The sequence below is a fragment of the Pseudomonas borbori genome, from assembly GCF_900115555.1.
GTDB lineage: Bacteria > Pseudomonadota > Gammaproteobacteria > Pseudomonadales > Pseudomonadaceae > Aquipseudomonas > Aquipseudomonas borbori.
The window spans coordinates 1-18,215 of record NZ_FOWX01000035.1; the positions used below are offsets into that span (position 1 = coordinate 1).

An 18,215-nucleotide genomic window follows, 5' to 3' on the forward strand; every position below is an offset into this window, starting at 1 on the left:
ACTAGGATGCGCCCGTTCTCGACATTGGCGCCCAGGGTGTAGGCGCTGAGGTAGCTGTAGACCGTATCGATTCCGCCGCTGCTGGCGACGCTATTGGTTTCGGTGACGATGTCGCCGATGTTGTCGACGTAATAGATGTCGGAGCCATCGCCGCCGATCATCCGATCGGCGCCGGATCCGCCATTGAGGATGTCATTGCCGTTACCGCCGCTCAGCACATTAGCCGCGCTGTTGCCGGTAAGTCGGTCGTTGTAGTTGGAGCCAATCAGGTTTTCGATGGCGGTCAGGGTATCCGAACCCGAACCACCGGTTGCCTGGGCGCTTGTCAGGTTGAGGTTGGCAGTGACCGCGCTGCCGGCATAGGCGTAGGACGCGGTGTCGGTGCCGGCGCCGCCGTTGAGGATATTGTTGCCCGCACCGGCATAGAGCACGTTGTTGAGGCCGTTGCCGGTCAGGTTGGCGGCAGTGCCGATTACGATGCGCCCGTTCTCGACATTGGCACCCAGGGTGTAGGCACTGAGGTAGCTGTAGACCGTATCGGTTCCGCCGGTGCTGGCGACGCTATTGGTTTCGGTGACGATGTCACCGATGTTGTCGACGTAATAGATGTCGGAGCCATCGCCACCGATCATCCGGTCGGCGCCGGATCCGCCATTGAGGATGTCATTGCCGTTGCCGCCGCTCAGCACATTAGCCGCGCTGTTGCCGGTAAGTCGGTCGTTGTAGTTGGAGCCGGTCAGGTTTTCGATGGACATCAGGGTATCCGAGCCCGAACCACCGGTTGCCTGGGCGGTTGTCAGGTTGAGATTGGCAGTGACCGCGCTACTGGCATAGGCGTAGGACGCGGTGTCGGTGCCGGCACCGCCGTTGAGGATGTTGTTGCCCGCGCCCGCGTAGAGCACGTTGTTGAGGCTGTTGCCGGCCAGGTTGGCGGCGCTGCCGATTACGATACGTCCGTTCTCGACATTGGCGCCCAGGGTATAGGCGCTGAGGTAGCTGTAGACCGTATCGGTTCCGCCGCTGCTGGCCACGCTATTGGTTTCGGTGACGACGTCGTCGATGTTATCGACGTAGTAGATGTCGGAACCATCGCCGCCGGTCATCTGATCGACACCAGATCCACCGTTGAGGGTGTCGTTGCCCAAACCGCCATTGAGGATATCGTTTCCTGCACCACCAATAAGCGTGTTGGCTACCGAGTTGCCAGTCAAGGTGTCGCCATAGTCGCTGCCGATAAGGCCTTCAATGGATATGAATGTGTCGTAACCCTGGCCTGTGTATTGGGACGCCGTATTGGAAAGGTCGGCACTTATCGCAGAGGATGAAAGCTCATAGGAAGCAAAATCAAAACCGCCGCCACCATTCAGGATGTTGTTGCCGGAGTTTCCGATAATGGTGTTGTTGATCGCGTTACCCGTTCCATTGATGCTGTTGGTACCGGTCAGGATCAAGCGTTCTATATTGGCCTCGAGGGTGTAACTGAAGTTGGCTTGAACGGTGTCCTGACCCTGCCCCGCCAGTTCTATGACCGTGTCTTGTGCATCAATTACAAAGGTGTCGTCGCCCAGACCGCCATAGAGCGTATCGGTACCGGCTGCGCCATAGAGCACGTCATTGCCTGCCAGCCCATAGATGACGTCGTCGCCGGAAGATCCGTACAAGGAGTCGTTTGCACTGGTACCGCGCATGTTGTCATTGCCGGTAGTGCCGCTGGTGATGCCGAATCGGTAATAGCCGGCCACGCCTGTATTACCAAGGGTCTGTTCCAGGTCGAGGATGGCTGACTGGTCGCCTGACTGAGGCAGCTCGTACCAGGAGGTACCATCGCCGGTCGAGTAACCGGCACGCGCGACAGTGCCGCCCAGGCCATCGGTGCCGCCACTTGCGCTGCCGGTTGTCCAGTTGATGGATTCGTAGCGGAAGATCACATCGAAGTTGCCATTGCCCGTGCCGACCAGTTGCAGTTGGAATGCGTTGAGCTTGTCAGTCTTGCTGCTGTAGTAACCCACGTCATCCCAAGTAACGGTCAAGGTGCCGTTACCGGTAGAATTGAAGTCGTAATGGACCAGATTGGTGCCCTGCGACGTACCGCCGCTGGTGGGGCTGACGGTTCCGCCGCGGGTATCGACGTCGGCAAAAAAGGGCGCGATCATTGGCCGGCTGGAGGACTGCATACCATAAGGGGTATAGGTGGATTGGCCACCGCTGCCAAATGTTATGTTGCCGTTATTGTTGACGGAAATGGCTGTGTAGTTGGTACCGAAAAAGTTAAGTCCGTTCGGCCCGAAAACAGTTGTGAGGCTGATGTTCGACGTGTAGCTGTCATCATTTCGAGTGAGCTGGTTTTCACCGAAACCGTCAGCTCCCCCTAGTCCATTTACTAAATTGGCCATTTGCACACTCCTTTTTGCTGGTTTGGGTAGTTACTCAGATCACTCTTGGTTTTTTTGTTTGGCGCTGTATCCCAAATGATCTGTTGTCACGCAAAGTCTGTTTGCCACTGAGTGGCTGGTTAGGCAGTCCGCCGCCGCAATCGCACAGTCCTGCCAGCCGGATGCTCACTCGTGAGCATTGTCGTGTGCACTGCGCATGACCAGCTGTGCTGGCCATTGCTCACCGTTCGCTACCAGCCAATCGTTGGCCTTACGAATATCCTCGTCGATCAGGGTGCCGCTCCAGCGGCGCAGCACCAACGTACTCATAATGAATTCGTACTGTGATTTCAGGAGGTCGCGGCGCACGCGATACTCCTCTTGGATGTTGTTGAGCACATCCACGGCATTCATCACGCCAAGCTCGAAAGCCCGTTCGGCGGCAAGGCGCGACTTCTCCGCGGATGCGCGCGCAGTGCGTGAAGCGGCAATTCGGCTCAGGCTCGCCTCGGCGCTGTAATAGGCTGCACGGGTTTCCCTAACAACCTGGCGGCGCGCGATCTCGTGGTCGTGCTCCGCTGCCATTAGCTGCTCATGCATGGAGGCTTCGCGGGCGCTGATCGAACCACCACTGTATAAAGGCAGCTGCACGCCAATGCTAGCTACGTAGGTATCCGTGCGCGGGGCCAGGCTGTTCTCATAACCGATATCGCTACGTTGGGCCGTCAGGTTGAGGCTGACCGTCGGGAGGTGTCCGGCACGAGCCTGACGCACACTGGCTTCGGCCGCATCGACCGCTTTCTTGCGGGCCTGTAGCGCCGGGTTCGATTTGAGCGCGGCCTGCACCCAGTACTCTCTATCCTGGGGTGGCAAGGTAAAGTGCGCCTCTTGCCTGATGCGCTGCAGGCGCTCGGAGATCGGACGGCCAACCACTTCGGCGAGGACTTCGCGGCTAATCGTCACTTCATTGTCGACGTAGATTCTGGCGGCCTTGAGTGCGTCCACCCTGGCAGAAATTTCCAACACGTCGGTGACCATGGCCAGTTGGCGTTTGAACAATGACTGGACACGGTCCAGGTTGCGCTGGGTCGCGTGCAACTCGGCGATCACTAGATCCCGTTCGTCTTCGGCGGCAAGCGAGGCGAAATAGCGCTCAACCAAGTCGACATTGGCTTGCTCGAGAGCGCTCTCGTATTCGGCTTGCTGCTGCGTGGCCAGGGCTGCGAAACGCCGATAGTTGTGCCAGATCTTGGGGTCGTAAAGTACCTGGCTCAGTCCGATGGAGTAGCGTTCGCCGTTGTAATAGGAACGGGTTGGTTCGATTTCGCTGGCGGTGCGATTGAATGAACTGGTCGCTACCATCTGCGGCAATAATTGGCCAAAAGCTTCTCGCTCGTTCCAGGCGCCGCTGCGCTTCTTGGCCAAGGCGGCCATGATCCGTGGATCGGCGTCTTGAGCCTCTTGGAACAACTGCCACAAGTCGACCGTTTCGTTTCCAGTCATACGGTTCGATTGGGCGGCCAGCGTCACTCCGGACAGGCAGGCTAGCAACAGGGCCGCATATCGGGATATGGCCATGGGCTCAATCCTCGATCAGCGAGCGGGCGAGCGCGTTCGTCGCCGGTTGCAGCAGGTAGTTGAGCAGGGTGCGTTCGCCTGTGTTGATCAGCACTTCTGCCGGCATGCCGGGCACCAGCACCAGATTGCCCAGTGACTCGCGCCCCCCTCGGGTCAGCTCCACCTGGCCCAGATAGTAAGGGGCGCCGGTATGCTCGTTGATCAGGCGGTCGGCCGAGACGCGAGCGAGCTTTCCTTCGATCACCGGTGTGGTTGAGTTGTTGAAGGCACTGAAGCGAATATCGGCCAGTTTTCCAGGGCTAACCTGGTCGATATCGATAGGGGAAATCTGTACCTCTACGATGAGGTCCTCGGCAGCAGGAACCAAATCCAGCAAGGGGGTAGCGGGGCTTACGACTCCGCCTATGGTGTGGACCCTCAGGCCGAGGACCATGCCTGACCCCGGGGCGCGAATCAGTGTGCGTTGCAGGCGGTCCTCTGCCGTCGTCAGGCGCTCGCGCAGATCGAACACCTGGGTTCGCACTTCCGCCAACTGGTTGGCCACCTTGCCGGCGAAATCCTTGTTCAACTGCAGAACCTGCAATTGGGTTTCGCCTATCTGCAGGCGTGCCCGTGCTATCGATGACTGCAGCTCTGCAATCTCTGCGCGCAGCAGCGATAGGCTGCGCTGCTGCTCGCGCAGGCGCTGTTTGTCGACGAATCCTTCGGCGAGAAGGGCACTCAGGTCACTGACCTCTTCGTGGTATGAGGCCGACAGCTCCTGCTTTCCGGCTATCACCGAGTTGAGCCCGCGGATCTGCTCTTCCAGCTGGATCATGCGCTTTTCCAGCATTTCCACTTCGCCCAGGCGCGAGTTGCGCCTGGTCTGGAAAATTTGCTGCTCGCTGCTCTGCGCTTCCCTGACTCTGGGGTCGGCGGCATCATCGGCCGGGTGAAAGATGATCGTTGCTCGGCCGTCCCGCTCAGCCAGCAGGCGGGCCTCCAGTGCACGTACGGCAATCAACTGGCTGCGTGTCATCTCCAGCGTAGCCGACGCCTGGGTAGCATCCAGTTCTATCAGCACGTCGCCTGCTGCCACCTGGGCACCATCCTGCACGTGCAGGGCTTTGACGATACCTCCTTCCAGATGCTGCACCGTCTTGCGGTTGCCCTTCACGCTGACCACGCCCGGAGCCAGCACGGCGCTGTCCAGCGGAGCAAAAGCCGCCCAGGAGCCAAACAGGCCGAAGGTAACCAGCAGGATTGCGTAACCGATCAGTCTGACGGGGCCGTCGGCAGTCGGCGGCTGATCATTGCGCTCTGGCACAACCCCGTGGTCGGCTTTGCTCAAGCCTGCTTCCATGGCACTCATCTATTGAACCCGCTCCGTCGTCCGGCTTTGCGCTGCAGCTTGCTGCTGCGCCGCCTGCAGTTCAGCCAGGACAGCGTCGCGCGGTCCATACAGCGCCTGCATGCCTTCTCGCAGCACCAGTAGCTTATCGATGTGAGCCAGCACGCTGGGGCGATGGGTAATCACGAACAGGGTCGTGCCGCAAGCCTTCAGGTGCTGCAACGCCTGGTTCAATGCCCGTTCGCCCTGATCGTCGAGGTTGGAGTTGGGTTCGTCCAGGACCACCAGCTTCGGGTTTCCATAGAGCGCCCGTGCCAGGCCGATGCGTTGCCGCTGCCCGCCGGATAGCGCGCCGCCGCTGGCGCCGATCACGCTGTCGTAGCCGGAAGGCAGGCGCAGGATCAACTCATGTACGCCGGCAAGGCGAGCAGCTTGGACGACGGCATGCGGCTCGATCGGGCCGAAACGAGCGATGTTTTCCCCGATCGTTCCTTCGAACAGCTCGATGTCTTGGGGTAGGTATCCGACATGCGCTCCCAGTTCATCATTGTGCCAGCTGAAAACATCGGCCCCGTCCAGGCGCACCTTGCCCTGCTGGGCTGGCCAGATGCCCAGCAGGGCGCGGGCCAAAGTCGACTTGCCCGCACCACTCGGGCCGATGATGCCTACCGACTCTCCTGCGGCCACATCAAAGTTGAGCCCTCGAACGGCAGGTAGCTCTGCGCCGGGTGGCGTGACCGTCAGCGCCTGCACCGCTACGTTGCCTTGCGGGGTCGGCAGAGGCATGCGTTTAGGGGGGACGGCGACCTCGAGCAATAATTCGTTCAGGCGAACATATTGTGTACGCGCCATCGAGAAGCCTTTCCACACCCCGATCATCAGATCAATGGGTGCCAGTGCCCTGCCAAGCAGAATCGACCCGGCAATCATCAGCCCCGGGCTTATTTCCTGTTCCAGAACCAGATAGGCGCCCAGCCCCAGCACCAGGGATTGAATCAACAGTCGGAAGGTCTTGGCTGCGGCGGCGATGGTTCCGGCGCGATCGCTGGCGATCGATTGCAGGCGCAGGACCTTGTTGTTCTTGCTCTGCCAGCGCTGGCGAAGTTGCGGCAGCATGCCCATGGACGCCACGACCTCGGCATTACGCAGGCTCTTCTGGGTGAATGCCGTCGCTGCCAGGTGTTCTTGGCTGGCTTGCTGCAACGCCTGGTTGGTAAGGCGCTCGTTGGCGTAGGCCAAGGCGATCAGGAGTAACGCACTGAGTACCCCGAGCCAGCCGAACCACGGATGGAAAATAAACATCACGCCCATGTAGATCGGCATCCACGGGGCGTCGAAGAAGGCAAACAAGCCGTTGCCGGTGAGAAACGCGCGTAGGCCGCTCATGTCGTTCAGCGGCTGCGACGAAGCGTTCATGCCACCACTGAACAGTGCCTGTTTGAAACTGGCATCGAATACCCGTGAGCCGAGGAGGGTATCCAGGCGGGTACTGACCCTGACCATGATGCGCGAACGCACCCATTCAAGGCCGCCGAGCGTCACTAACAGAAGCGTCAGGATCAATGTCAGCATCAGCAGCGTTGATTCACTGCCGGACGCTATTACCCGATCATAAACCTGCAACATATAGAAGGCAGGTACCAGCATTAGGAAGTTAATGAAGAGGCTGAAGAAGCCTACCGCGACAAAACTGTGCTTACAGGCCGCAAGCGCTGCTTTAAGGCTGGATTGGGGGAGAGCGGGCACGTTTGGTCACTCAAGCTTCCTGCTAGGGGAGGGATCATATAAAGAAACTCTTTTCGAGTCATGGCATTTTGATACTTTGCCTCCTTAACCTTGCCAGCTATTCGTCGCAAGTAATGCGTTGTTGCCAGCTGTGAGGCCGCGCCAGCGTTTTTCCCTGGTCATTCAGTAGCCTGATGGGGCGTGGGGCGTGGGGCGAGGTGTTTTCTCCTTGGCTACACTCGGCCCATCTCTCACAGCACTACAAGGCGAACTCCGCATGCAAAATCGCATGAAGATTACCAGCGCAAGTTCGGGTTCTGGTCGTAAAACCGCCCTGTGCTGGGCACTCCAAGTGCTGGCGCCTGGCGCTCGCCGACGTCAACGAAGCGGGCCTGGCCGAGCCCCTGGAGCTGGTGCGTGCAGCCAGCGGCCAGGACTTCACCCAGCGCTGCGATGTGCGCGACTACAGCCAACTGACCGCTCTGGCCCAGGCCTGTGAGGAGAAGTTCGGCGGCATGAGGCTCAAGCGTCAATTCAATAGCCGTGTTGCACTCAGCTCCTGCAACCGCCAGCACTAAAAGATATTGGCCAAATAACCGCTTAAACAGCCAGGATGCCCGTGCGGATATCGTCGATGTTCTCAGTTCGGTCTCGCGGCCAGGCGGCGCTACCAGGGCTTGATCCTGATAGCCTTGGACACTATCGCTGCCGAGCCCGATCGGATCGGCAGCAGTTCTCGCGACGAGATCGTGCCCGGTCTGCGTAGCTTTCACCTCGTCCACTGCCGCAGCAGATCGCCAGCCGGCAAGGTCTAGCGCCCTCGGCACATTCTGTTCTACCGGCTCGGCGATGCTGAGGTAATCGAGGTGGTGCGCATCCTTCACGACGCGATGGAAGTCCGTAGGCACCTATCCCCGGAGTAACGGCCTCTCAGGGTCACCCCCAGGTAGTGGGACACCCATTATCCGGCTGAACTTGCAGCGCCCTTCAAAGCCTGTCCATTTCCGTTCCGACCCAACAACCGCCAGACCCCGTCGCAATCACGACGCCTACAAGACAAGCTGTTACAGGTCGAGCACCAGCGGCTGCGAACCCTGCGCCGGCACCGCGCAACAAATCAGCACCTCGCCGGCATTGGGAAGCTCCGCCGGGGGCTGTGGATAACTCACCTGACCGCTGATCAGGCGGGTCCTGCAGGTTCCGCACGAACCGCCGCGGCAACTGAATTCCGGGCGCAGGCCGCGGCTTTCCGCCAGCTCCAGCAGACTGCCGGCATCCGGCTGCCAGCGTGCTTCCTTGGCCGAGCGCTGGAACACCACTGGCACTGAAACGCTGGCGGCCGCTGGTTGCGCGATGACCAGCGCGTCCGCATCCGGCTTGCGCCGCAGCGTCGACGGGCCAAAGGTTTCGGCATGAATCCTCGAGTCGCGGATGTGCAGATCCCGCAGGCTGTCGTACAACCCCTGGGTAAAACTGCCCGGGCCACAGAGGACGAAATCCGCTTGATCGAGGTCGTCCCCTTCAACCATGGTCGTGAGCAGGTCGGCGTCGATGCGCCCGGTCAGGTCGTAATCTTCACCCTCCCGCGCTTCGGGTTCCGGCTGGCTGAGCAAACGCAGCACGCGCACCGCGTCACCGAGGCCGTCGAGCAGGCGCTCCAGCTCGGGACGAAACGGCTGATCGGCCAGGGTCCGCGAACTCTGCAACAACCAGGTGAGACGGATGCGCCGCGTGCGCAGGCCTTGATAGACCAGCTCACGCAGCATCGACAGCAGCGGCGTGATGCCGACGCCGGCGGCCAACAGCACCAGCGGCCGCCGCTCATTGGCGGCCACGCTGAAATGCCCCTGCGGCGCACGGGCCTCCAGCACATCGCCGAGCCGAATCTGCTCATGCAGGTGGCTGGACACCAGGCCATCGCGCTTGACGCTGATGCGGAAAAAGTCATCGGACGGCGCGCTCGACAGGCTGTAGGTGCGGATATGCACGGCGCCTGCGAGGTTGAAGCGCACAGGCAGATGCTGCCCAGCCTGAAACAGCGGCAAGCCGGCGCCGTCGGCAGGCTGCAGGTAGATCGAACGGATGTGGCGGCTTTCCTGTTCGATGTGCGTCACTCGCAGCGGCCGCCAGCAATCCCCCAGGGCCCGGGCTTGCAGGCGTGCGTTGGCCTGCGCCCAGCTGCCGGTCAGCGAACTGCTGGGCGACAGGCCGTCAAAGCGCCAGCGCAAGGCCAGCGCCGCGGGCCGACGCACCACCCGCTGCACCTCGACCGTCCACAACCGCTCGGCCCCTTGAAAGGCATCGACCTGCGGGCCGTCGAGGATGAGCTGGGTGCGACCGCTGAGCTGCAGCAGCTCGCCGGTTTCGAAATCGATGAACAGCAAACCGGCTCGGGGATTGAGCAGCAGGTTGCCCAGGGTATTGAAGAACAGGTTGCCGGCGAAGTCCGGGATGGTCAGGCGGTTGCCCTCTACCCGGACGAAACCGGCCCGGCCACCGCGATGGGAAACGTCCACCGCGCGTTGGCCAGCGACGTCCGCATAACTGGCGACAAAGAAGGTGTCGGCGCCGGCGATCATGGCTTTGGCGGCGTCATCCAACCCATCGAGGTGCTGCGCGCTACGGGTCGCCGGGTCCGCCAAGGGCACCGGGCGAAACTGGCGCAATTGGATATATTGCGGACAATTGCCGAAGGATTGCTCCACCTGCACCGCGAAGCCGCTCGCCGTTAGCGCAGCGACCCGACCATTGAGACGGTTGCGCCGGCGACTGTGCAGCTCGATACCGAGCAGGCCGATCGCCGCCCCGTCCTGCAGCTGTGCCGGGTCGTCGCTGCCAGGCAGGCTGCTGACCTGCAACAGCGCAGGCTCAGGAGCCTGGGCAAAGCCCGGCGGCCCTTGCAGAATGCTGGCCCAGGGGTTGCCGTCGGCATCCACCGCGCCGTACAGCAGGAACGGCAGTTGCTGATAGAAGCTGCGGTGCTGATCCGGCATCTCGCCGCGGATCACCCTGCGCCCCAAGGCGTCCATGCGTTCGGCGACGCCCACCTGCGCCTGCAACTGCCTCTCGCCGGCGTGCCACGGTGAAGGTTGCATAACGGCTTCTCCCCTGCGCGCCTCGCGCAATAAATCAGGCAGTTTTTTGCAAACCGGCGACGGTGCGCGGCATGCCGACAAACCCTGGCAAGGCTTCGATCCGCACCAGCCAGGCGCGGATGTTGGCGTAGTCGTCCAGCGCCACATTGCCTTCCGGCGCATGGGCGATGTAGCTGTACGCGGCGATGTCGGCGATGGTCGGCGTGCTACCGACCAGATAGGGCGTGGCGCCCAGTTCCTGGTCGATCAGCTTGAGCCAGCTGTGGGCATAGGCGATTGCCTCTTGCGCGTTGTGAGGCGCGCCAAACACGGTGATCAGCCTGGCCCGGCCAGGGCCGAAGGCAATCGGCCCGGCGGCCACCGACAACCAGCGTTGTACCTTGGCCGCACCGAGCGGATCGGTTGGCAGCCACTTACCGTTGCCGTATTTGTGCGCCAGGTAGACCAGGATCGCGTTGGAATCGGCCAGCACCACGCCTTGATCATCGATCACCGGGACCTGGCCAAAGGAGTTGAGCGCAAGAAAATCCGCCTGCTTGTGTGCGCCCTTGACCAGATCGACCAGGATCAGCTCGGTCGGCAGTTGCAACAGAGACAGCATCAGCTCCACACGGTGAGCATGGCCGGAACGGGGGAAGTTGTAGAGCTTGATGGCGTGCATGGTCGACTCCGCTGGGTGATGGCGCCGCCCAGGAAAGCTCGGCGCCGATGGGGGCTATCTTCCACTCGCAACCAAAACAACAGAATAACCAGCAAACGCAATCAATTATTTCAGCCAGAGCAATAATCCTTCAGCCGCGCAGGGCCGGGTGTTCGCGCAGCGCCTTCACCGCGAAGTCGACAAAGCTGCGCACCCGAACCGGGGCCTTGCGCCCACCCTGGTAGACCACATGGATGGGCCATGGCGGCAGTTCGAAGTCGGCCAGAACGATTTCCAGCTCACCGGCGGCGACCTTGCTCGCCACCTGGTACGACAGCACCCGGGTCAGCCCCAGGCCCATGGCGGCGGCGGTGATAGCCGCCTGATTGGCGGTGACCACCAGACGCGGTTCCACCCGCACACTGATCGGCTCGCCCGCAGCGAGGAACGGCCAACTCCTGAGCTGGCCAATCGACGAGGTGGCGATGATCGGCGCTCCGCTCAACTCCGCAGGATGGCGGGGTCGACCGTACTCGGCCAGGAATCCAGGGGACGCGCAGATCACCCGGCGCACTTCGCCGACGCGAATGGCATGCTGATTGCTGTCCGGTAACTCGCCGATGCGCACCGCCACATCGACGCCCTCCTCGAGCATGCTCACCACCCGGTCGACCAGCAGCGCGTTGATGCTGACATCGGGGAATTGCGTCAGGTAAGCGACCATGACCGGCGTGACGAACAGATCGCCGAACAACACCGGCGCGGTGATCGTCAGTTGCCCACGGGGCTGGGCGTGGCTGCCGGCGGCCGAATCCTCGGCTTCCTGGACCTCGGCGAGAATCCTGCGACAGTCTTCCAGATAGCGCTGGCCCGCCTCGCTCAAATGCAGGCTGCGGGTGGTACGGGTCAGCAGCTGGGTGCCGATGCGCCGCTCCAGCGCCGCCACGGCCCGGGTGACACTGGCCGCCGACAGCCCCAAACGCCGCGCCGCCGCCGAGAAGCCCTGCTCCTGGGCGACGGCGGCGAAGACCTGCATTTCCTGGAATCGATCCATGGGCCATGTCCTTCGTTCGGATAAAAAAAATCGCAGCCCCGGGCTGCGATTTTGATTGTTTCGAGCAGCTGTGGATAACCTATTCCACCGTCACCGACTTCGCCAGGTTACGTGGCTGGTCGACGTCGGTGCCCTTGAGCACGGCGACGTAGTAGGACAGCAACTGCAGCGGGAGGGTGTAGAGGATCGGCGCCAGCAGGTCGTGGATATGCGGCATGTTCACCACATGGGTGCCCTCGCCGTTGCTCATGCCGGCCTGCTGGTCGGCGAACACGATCAGCTCGCCGCCACGGGCGCGCACTTCCTGCAGGTTGGATTTGAGCTTTTCCAGCAGCTCGTTGTTCGGCGCCACCGTGACCACCGGCATGTCGCTGTCGACCAGGGCCAGCGGGCCGTGCTTGAGCTCGCCGGCCGGGTAGGCTTCGGCATGGATATAGGAGATTTCCTTGAGCTTGAGCGCGCCTTCCATGGCCACCGGGTACTGCGCGCCACGGCCGAGGAACAGCGCGTGGTGCTTCTCGGCGAACAGTTCGGAGATCTTCTCCACCACCGCATCCATGGCCAGGGCTTCGTCGAGGCGGGTCGGCAGGCGGCGCAGTTCGTCCACCAGTTCGGCCTCCAACTGTTTATCCAGGGCGCCGCGGACCTGACCGAGAGACAGGGTCAGCAGCATCAGCGCGACCAGCTGGGTGGTAAAGGCCTTGGTCGAAGCCACGCCGATTTCCGGGCCAGCCTGGGTCAGCAGGCACAGGTCGGACTCGCGTACCAGCGAGCTGATGCCGACGTTGCAGATCGCCAGGCTGGCCAGGTAACCGCCCTGCTCGGGGCTCAGCGCCTTGGCGTTGCGCAGCGCCGCGAGGGTGTCGGCGGTTTCGCCGGACTGGGAAATGCTGATGAACAGGGTATCGGGCTGCACCACCACCTTGCGGTAGCGGAATTCGCTGGCCACCTCGATCTGGCAGGGAATCCCGGCCAGTTCTTCCAGCCAGTAACGGGCGACCATGCCGGCGTGATAGCTGGTGCCACAAGCGACGATCTGCACGTTCCTGACCTTGGCGAACAGCTCGGCGGCTTGCGGGCCGAACGCCTGGACCAGCACCTGGTTGCTGCCCAGGCGACCTTCCAGGGTGCGCTGGACCACCTTGGGCTGCTCGAATATTTCCTTGAGCATGAAGTGACGGAACTCGCCCTTGTCCGCGGCTTCGGCGCCTTCGTGATACTGCACGCTTTCGCGCTGCACCGGCTTGCCGTCGACATCCCAGATCTGCACGCCGTCGCGGCGGATCTCGGCGATATCGCCTTCTTCCAGGTACATGAAACGGTCTGTCACCTGCCTTAACGCAAGCTGATCCGAGGCGAGGAAGTTCTCGCCCAGACCCAGGCCGATCACCAGCGGGCTGCCGCTGCGGGCGGCGAGCAGGCGATCCGGCTGCTGCGCACTGATCACCGCCAGGCCGTAGGCGCCGTGCAGCTGCTTGACCGCCTCTTTCAGGGCAGCCGTCAGGTCTGGCTGAGTTTTCAGGGTGTGTTCGAGCAGATGGACAATGACTTCGGTGTCGGTATCCGAGCTGAACACATAGCCCAGATCCTTGAGTTGTGCGCGCAGTTGCTCGTGGTTTTCGATGATGCCGTTGTGCACCACCGCCAGCTCCTGGCCCGAGAAATGCGGGTGGGCGTTGCGCTCGCTCGGCGCGCCGTGGGTGGCCCAGCGGGTATGGGCGATGCCTAAGCGCCCGGCCAGTGGCTCGTCGTTCAGCGCGGCTTGCAGTTCGCTGACCTTGCCCACCCGACGGCGGCGTTCGAGTTGGCCCTGTCCATTCAACAACGCCACACCGGCGCTGTCGTAGCCGCGGTATTCCAGGCGTTTCAGACCTTCCACCAGCACGGCGGTGATGTTGCGTTCGGCGACGGCGCCTACGATGCCACACATAGTCTTCTCCTTAGATCCTATTCAAAGTCTGCTGCGCGTCGGCCCTGCTGCGTTAAAAACAGGCTCGGCAAGCCGCTTGCGGCTAACGCGCTTTAGCGCGACCCCGTAGGGGCGAGCGAAGCGAGTCATGCTCATTTACACCAGTAAACTCGCGTGCGAGCCCAGTCCGCTTCCTCGCCTGTTTTTGCCTTGCATGACTCTAGCTCGCGAAACTTTGAACAGGCTCTTACGCTTCAATAGACGCGCAGATCAGGTTGATTCCGCGCGCCGTCAGTTGTTCACGCACCTCGGCGCCGAGGCGCTCGTCGGTGATCAGGGTATGGACGCTGCTCCAGGGCAGTTCCAGGTTGGGAATCTTGCGGCCGATCTTGTCGCTCTCGACCATCACCACCACTTCGCGGGCCACCTCGGCCATCACCCGCGACAGGCCGAGCAGCTCGTTGAAGGTGGTGGTGCCGCGGGCCAGGTCGATGCCATCGGCGCCGATAAACAGCTGGTCGAAGTCGTAGGAACGCAGCACCTGTTCGGCGACCTGACCCTGGAAGGATTCCGAATGCGGATCCCAGGTGCCGCCGGTCATCAGCAGCACCGGCTCGTGTTCCAGCTCGCTGAGGGCGCGGGCCACGTTCAGCGAGTTGGTCATCACCACCAGGCCGGGCTTATGCCCCAGCTCGGGAATCATCGCCGCCGTGGTGGTGCCGCTGTCGATGATGATCCGTGCATGCTCGCGGATCCGCGCCACACCGGCACGGGCGATGGCCTGCTTGTACTGGGAAATCGGCTGGCCGGCATCGCCGATCAGCTCCTGCGGCAGCGGCACCGCGCCGCCGTAGCGGCGCAGCAACAGGCCGTTTTTTTCCAGGGCGGCGAGGTCCTTGCGGATGGTCACTTCCGAGGTTTCGAAACGCTTGGCCAGCTCATCCACACTCACCTCGCCCTGCTCGGCGAGCAAGGCGAGGATGCGGTGACGACGCTGCGGCGTGTTGCGTTTCGACATGCTAAGTTTCGATTCGAAAGATACAGGCGCGAATCAAAACCTAATGAAGCTTTTCCGTCAAGCGGGAAAACGACCAAAGGCTGTAGGATGGGTTAGACGCGTAGCGGCGTAACCCATCAATTGGGCAGCATGGGTATCGCTGCGCTCAACCCATCCTACGACCTTATTTCTTGATCTTGGTCGGCCTCTTCCAGCCGTCGACGTTGCGCTGCTTGGCGCGGCCGACCGCCAGGGTGTTGGCCGGCACATCGCTGGTCACCACCGAACCGGCGCCGGTGGTGGCGCCGTCGCCCAGGGTCACCGGCGCCACCAGGGCGCTGTTGGAGCCGATGAACACGTCTTCGCCGAGCACGGTCTTGAACTTGTTGGCGCCGTCGTAGTTGCAGGTGATGCTGCCGGCGCCGATATTGGTTCGAGCGCCGATCTCGGCATCGCCCAAGTAGCTCAGGTGCCCGGCCTTGGCGCCTTCGCCGAGTACGGCGTTCTTCAGTTCGACGAAGTTGCCGACATGCGCCTTGGCACCGAGCACGCTGCCGGGCCGCAGGCGGGCGAAGGGGCCGCAGTCGCTGCCCGCGCCCAGTTCGGCGCCGTCCAGATGGCTGTTGGCCTTGACCACGGCGCCCTGGCGCAGGGTGCTGTCCTTGATCACGCAGTTCGGGCCGATCTGCACACCGTCTTCGATGACCACCCGGCCCTCGAGGATCACGTTGATGTCGATCAGCACGTCGCGGCCCACCGTCACCTCGCCGCGCAGGTCGAAACGCGCCGGGTCGCGCAGGGTCACGCCCTGGACCATCAGGCTGCGCGCGGCGCGCTGCTGGTAATGGCGCTCCAGCTCGGCCAGCTGCATGCGGTCGTTGGCGCCCTGCACTTCCATGGCATCCAGCGGCTGTTCGGTGGCCACCACCAAGCCGTCGGCCACGGCCATGGCGATCACGTCGGTGAGGTAGTACTCGCCCTGGGCATTGCTGTTGGACAGCCGCCCCAGCCAGTCGCCCAGACGCTTGCCGGGGACGGCGAGAATGCCGGTATTGCCTTCGCAGATCTGCCGCTGCTCGGGGGTGGCGTCCTTGTGTTCGACGATGGCCTTCACCACGCCGTTGGCATCGCGGACGATGCGGCCGTAGCCGGTCGGGTCGATGAGATCGACGGTCAAGAGCCCAAGCTGTTCGTCAGCGACCTGCTCCAGCAAGCGCTCGAGGGTGGCGGCCTCGATCAGCGGCACATCGCCGTAGAGGATCAGCACGCGCTCGGCCGTCAGCGCCGGCAGGGCCTGAGCCACGGCATGGCCGGTGCCCAGTTGCTCACTCTGCAGGACGAAGTTCAGGTCATCGGCGGCCAGTCGCTCGCGCACCAGGTCCGCGCCATGCCCGATCACCACATGGATGCCGGCAGGCGACAGCTGCCGGGCGCGGTCGATGACGTGGCCAAGCATGGATTGACCGGCGATCGGGTGGAGGACTTTCGGCAGGGCGGAACGCATGCGGGTGCCCTGGCCGGCGGCGAGGATGACGATATCGAGAGACATAGGCAGGTACTGATCCAGAAAATGCGGACAAAGAAAAAGGGTAGCCAAGGCTACCCTTTTACTGACTTGCGATGAAGTGCAACGACCAGCCTGGTATCAGCTACCGCCGAACTTCTTGCGCAGCTGCTGGACGGTGCGCAGTTGAGCTGCGGCCTCGGCCAGGCGAGCGGCGGCGGAACCGTAGTCGAACTCGGCGCCTTTTTCATGCAGGGCCTTCTCGGCAGCCTTGACGGCTTCCTGAGCAGAGGCTTCGTCGAGGTCGGCAGCGCGCTGCACGGTATCGGCAAGAACCTTGACCATGTTCGGCTGCACTTCAAGAAAGCCACCGGAGATGTAATACACCTCGGCTTCGCCACCCGGCATGACCAGACGAATCGGGCCCGGCTTGAGGTCGGTGATCAGCGGCGCGTGACCCAGAGCGATGCCAAGATCACCCAGGTTGCCGTGCGCAATCACCATCTCGACCAGACCGGAGAAGATCTCGCCTTCTGCGCTGACGATGTCGCAATGGACTGTCATAGCCATATCTAGCCTCACAAAAGCGCCCGTCTCCGGACGCACGGGTGATTACAGTTTCTTCGCTTTCTCGATGGCTTCTTCGATGCCGCCGACCATGTAGAACGCCTGCTCCGGCAGGTGATCGTAATCACCTTTGAGGATACCGCTGAAACCAGCGATGGTGTCCTTCAGGGAGACGTACTTGCCTGGCGAGCCGGTGAAGACCTCGGCCACGAAGAACGGCTGCGACAGGAAGCGCTGGATCTTACGGGCGCGGGATACCAACTGCTTATCCGCTTCGGACAGTTCGTCCATACCGAGGATCGCGATGATGTCCTTCAGTTCCTTGTAACGCTGCAGTACGTACTGAACGCCGCGAGCGGTGTCGTAGTGCTCCTGACCGATCACGTTCGGGTCGAGCTGACGCGAAGTGGAGTCGAGCGGGTCGACCGCCGGATAGATACCCAGGGAAGCGATGTCACGGGACAGTACGACTGTTGCGTCCAAGTGGGCGAAGGTGGTCGCCGGGCTCGGGTCGGTCAAGTCGTCCGCTGGTACGTATACCGCCTGGATCGAGGTGATCGAACCCTGCTTGGTGGAGGTAATACGCTCCTGCAGGATACCCATCTCTTCGGCCAGGGTCGGCTGGTAACCCACTGCGGAAGGCATACGCCCCAGCAGTGCGGATACTTCGGTACCGGCCAGGGTGTAGCGGTAGATGTTGTCGACGAACAGCAGAACGTCGTTACCTTCGTCGCGGAACTTCTCGGCCATGGTCAGGCCGGTCAGTGCCACGCGCAGACGGTTGCCTGGCGGCTCGTTCATCTGACCGTAGACCAGGGCTACCTTGTCGAGAACGTTGGAATCCTTCATCTCGTGGTAGAAGTCGTTACCCTCACGAGTACGCTCGCCCACACCGGCGAACACGGAATAACCGCTGTGCTCGATGGCGATGTTACGGATCAGTTCCATCATGTTTACGGTCTTGCCGACACCGGCACCACCGAACAGACCGACTTTACCGCCCTTGGCGAACGGGCAGATCAGGTCGATAACCTTGATCCCGGTTTCCAGCAGGTCGTTGCCGCCTGCCTGTTCAGCGAAAGACGGCGCAGGACGGTGAATGCCCCAACGCTCTTCTTCGCCGATCGGACCGGCTTCGTCGATCGGGTTGCCCAGTACGTCCATGATCCGGCCCAGGGTCGCTTTACCGACGGGGACGGAGATGGCTGCGCCAGTGTTGTTGACGTCCAGACCGCGCTTCAAGCCTTCGGTCGAGCCCATCGCAATGGTACGCACCACGCCGTCGCCCAGCTGCTGCTGAACTTCCAGGGTGGTTTCGGCGCCTTGAACCTTCAAGGCGTCGTAGATGCTCGGAACCTGATCGCGTGGGAATTCCACGTCGATCACGGCGCCGATGATTTGTACGATACGTCCGCTACTCATAGCTGGATCCTCTGAATATATG

General features: G+C 62.0%; 12 protein-coding genes and 1 pseudogene. 1 reads left to right on the top strand and 12 read right to left on the bottom strand.

Annotated elements, in window-relative coordinates:
• From BM315_RS20240 to BM315_RS20255, 4 genes are all read right to left on the bottom strand, one after another.
• Positions 1–2,393 (bottom strand): beta strand repeat-containing protein (locus BM315_RS20240; protein ID WP_280140435.1); only part of this gene is annotated, 2,393 nt, incomplete at its 3' end.
• Positions 2,394–2,558: 165 nt separating this feature from the next.
• Positions 2,559–3,950, bottom strand: a complete 1,392-nt coding sequence (locus tag BM315_RS20245; RefSeq protein WP_244527340.1) for a TolC family outer membrane protein — start codon at positions 3,948–3,950, stop codon at positions 2,559–2,561.
• A 4-nt stretch (positions 3,951–3,954) separates the two neighbouring features.
• Positions 3,955–5,280, bottom strand: a complete 1,326-nt coding sequence (locus tag BM315_RS20250; protein ID WP_244527341.1) for an HlyD family type I secretion periplasmic adaptor subunit — start codon at positions 5,278–5,280, stop codon at positions 3,955–3,957.
• Positions 5,281–5,301: 21 nt separating this feature from the next.
• Positions 5,302–7,026, bottom strand: coding sequence for a type I secretion system permease/ATPase (locus tag BM315_RS20255; protein ID WP_090504822.1), 1,725 nt, complete (start codon positions 7,024–7,026; stop codon positions 5,302–5,304).
• A gap of 256 nt (positions 7,027–7,282) precedes the next feature.
• Between BM315_RS20255 and BM315_RS20260 the strand changes: the two are divergent.
• A pseudogene (locus tag BM315_RS20260) lies at positions 7,283–7,523 on the top strand (SDR family NAD(P)-dependent oxidoreductase); the annotation flags it as partial.
• A gap of 546 nt (positions 7,524–8,069) precedes the next feature.
• Here BM315_RS20260 and BM315_RS20270 read toward each other — a convergent pair.
• From BM315_RS20270 to atpD, 8 genes are all read right to left on the bottom strand, one after another.
• Positions 8,070–10,100, bottom strand: coding sequence for a 2Fe-2S iron-sulfur cluster-binding protein (locus tag BM315_RS20270; RefSeq protein WP_090504824.1), 2,031 nt, complete (start codon positions 10,098–10,100; stop codon positions 8,070–8,072).
• Between the two features lie 34 nt (positions 10,101–10,134).
• On the bottom strand, positions 10,135–10,761 hold the full coding sequence (locus BM315_RS20275; protein ID WP_090504827.1) for a glutathione S-transferase family protein: 627 nt from the start codon (positions 10,759–10,761) through the stop codon (positions 10,135–10,137).
• Positions 10,762–10,891: 130 nt separating this feature from the next.
• Positions 10,892–11,794, bottom strand: a complete 903-nt coding sequence (locus BM315_RS20280) for a LysR family transcriptional regulator (RefSeq protein WP_090504830.1) — start codon at positions 11,792–11,794, stop codon at positions 10,892–10,894.
• A gap of 79 nt (positions 11,795–11,873) precedes the next feature.
• A complete protein-coding gene (gene glmS, locus BM315_RS20285; RefSeq protein WP_090504833.1) occupies positions 11,874–13,724 on the bottom strand; it encodes a glutamine--fructose-6-phosphate transaminase (isomerizing) in 1,851 nt (616 codons plus the stop codon).
• A 226-nt stretch (positions 13,725–13,950) separates the two neighbouring features.
• Positions 13,951–14,721, bottom strand: coding sequence for a DeoR/GlpR family DNA-binding transcription regulator (locus tag BM315_RS20290; protein ID WP_090504836.1), 771 nt, complete (start codon positions 14,719–14,721; stop codon positions 13,951–13,953).
• Positions 14,722–14,884: 163 nt separating this feature from the next.
• Complete coding sequence (gene glmU / locus BM315_RS20295) at positions 14,885–16,249, bottom strand: bifunctional UDP-N-acetylglucosamine diphosphorylase/glucosamine-1-phosphate N-acetyltransferase GlmU (RefSeq protein ID WP_090504839.1); 1,365 nt, start codon at positions 16,247–16,249, stop codon at positions 14,885–14,887.
• Positions 16,250–16,345: 96 nt separating this feature from the next.
• Positions 16,346–16,774: a F0F1 ATP synthase subunit epsilon gene (locus tag BM315_RS20300; RefSeq protein ID WP_090504842.1), complete on the bottom strand. Its 429-nt coding sequence runs from the start codon at positions 16,772–16,774 to the stop codon at positions 16,346–16,348.
• Between the two features lie 42 nt (positions 16,775–16,816).
• The gene (gene atpD, locus BM315_RS20305) at positions 16,817–18,193 is read right to left on the bottom strand and encodes a F0F1 ATP synthase subunit beta (protein WP_090504845.1); all 1,377 of its coding nucleotides are present in this window, start codon (positions 18,191–18,193) and stop codon (positions 16,817–16,819) included.
• Positions 18,194–18,215 lie beyond the last annotated feature (22 nt).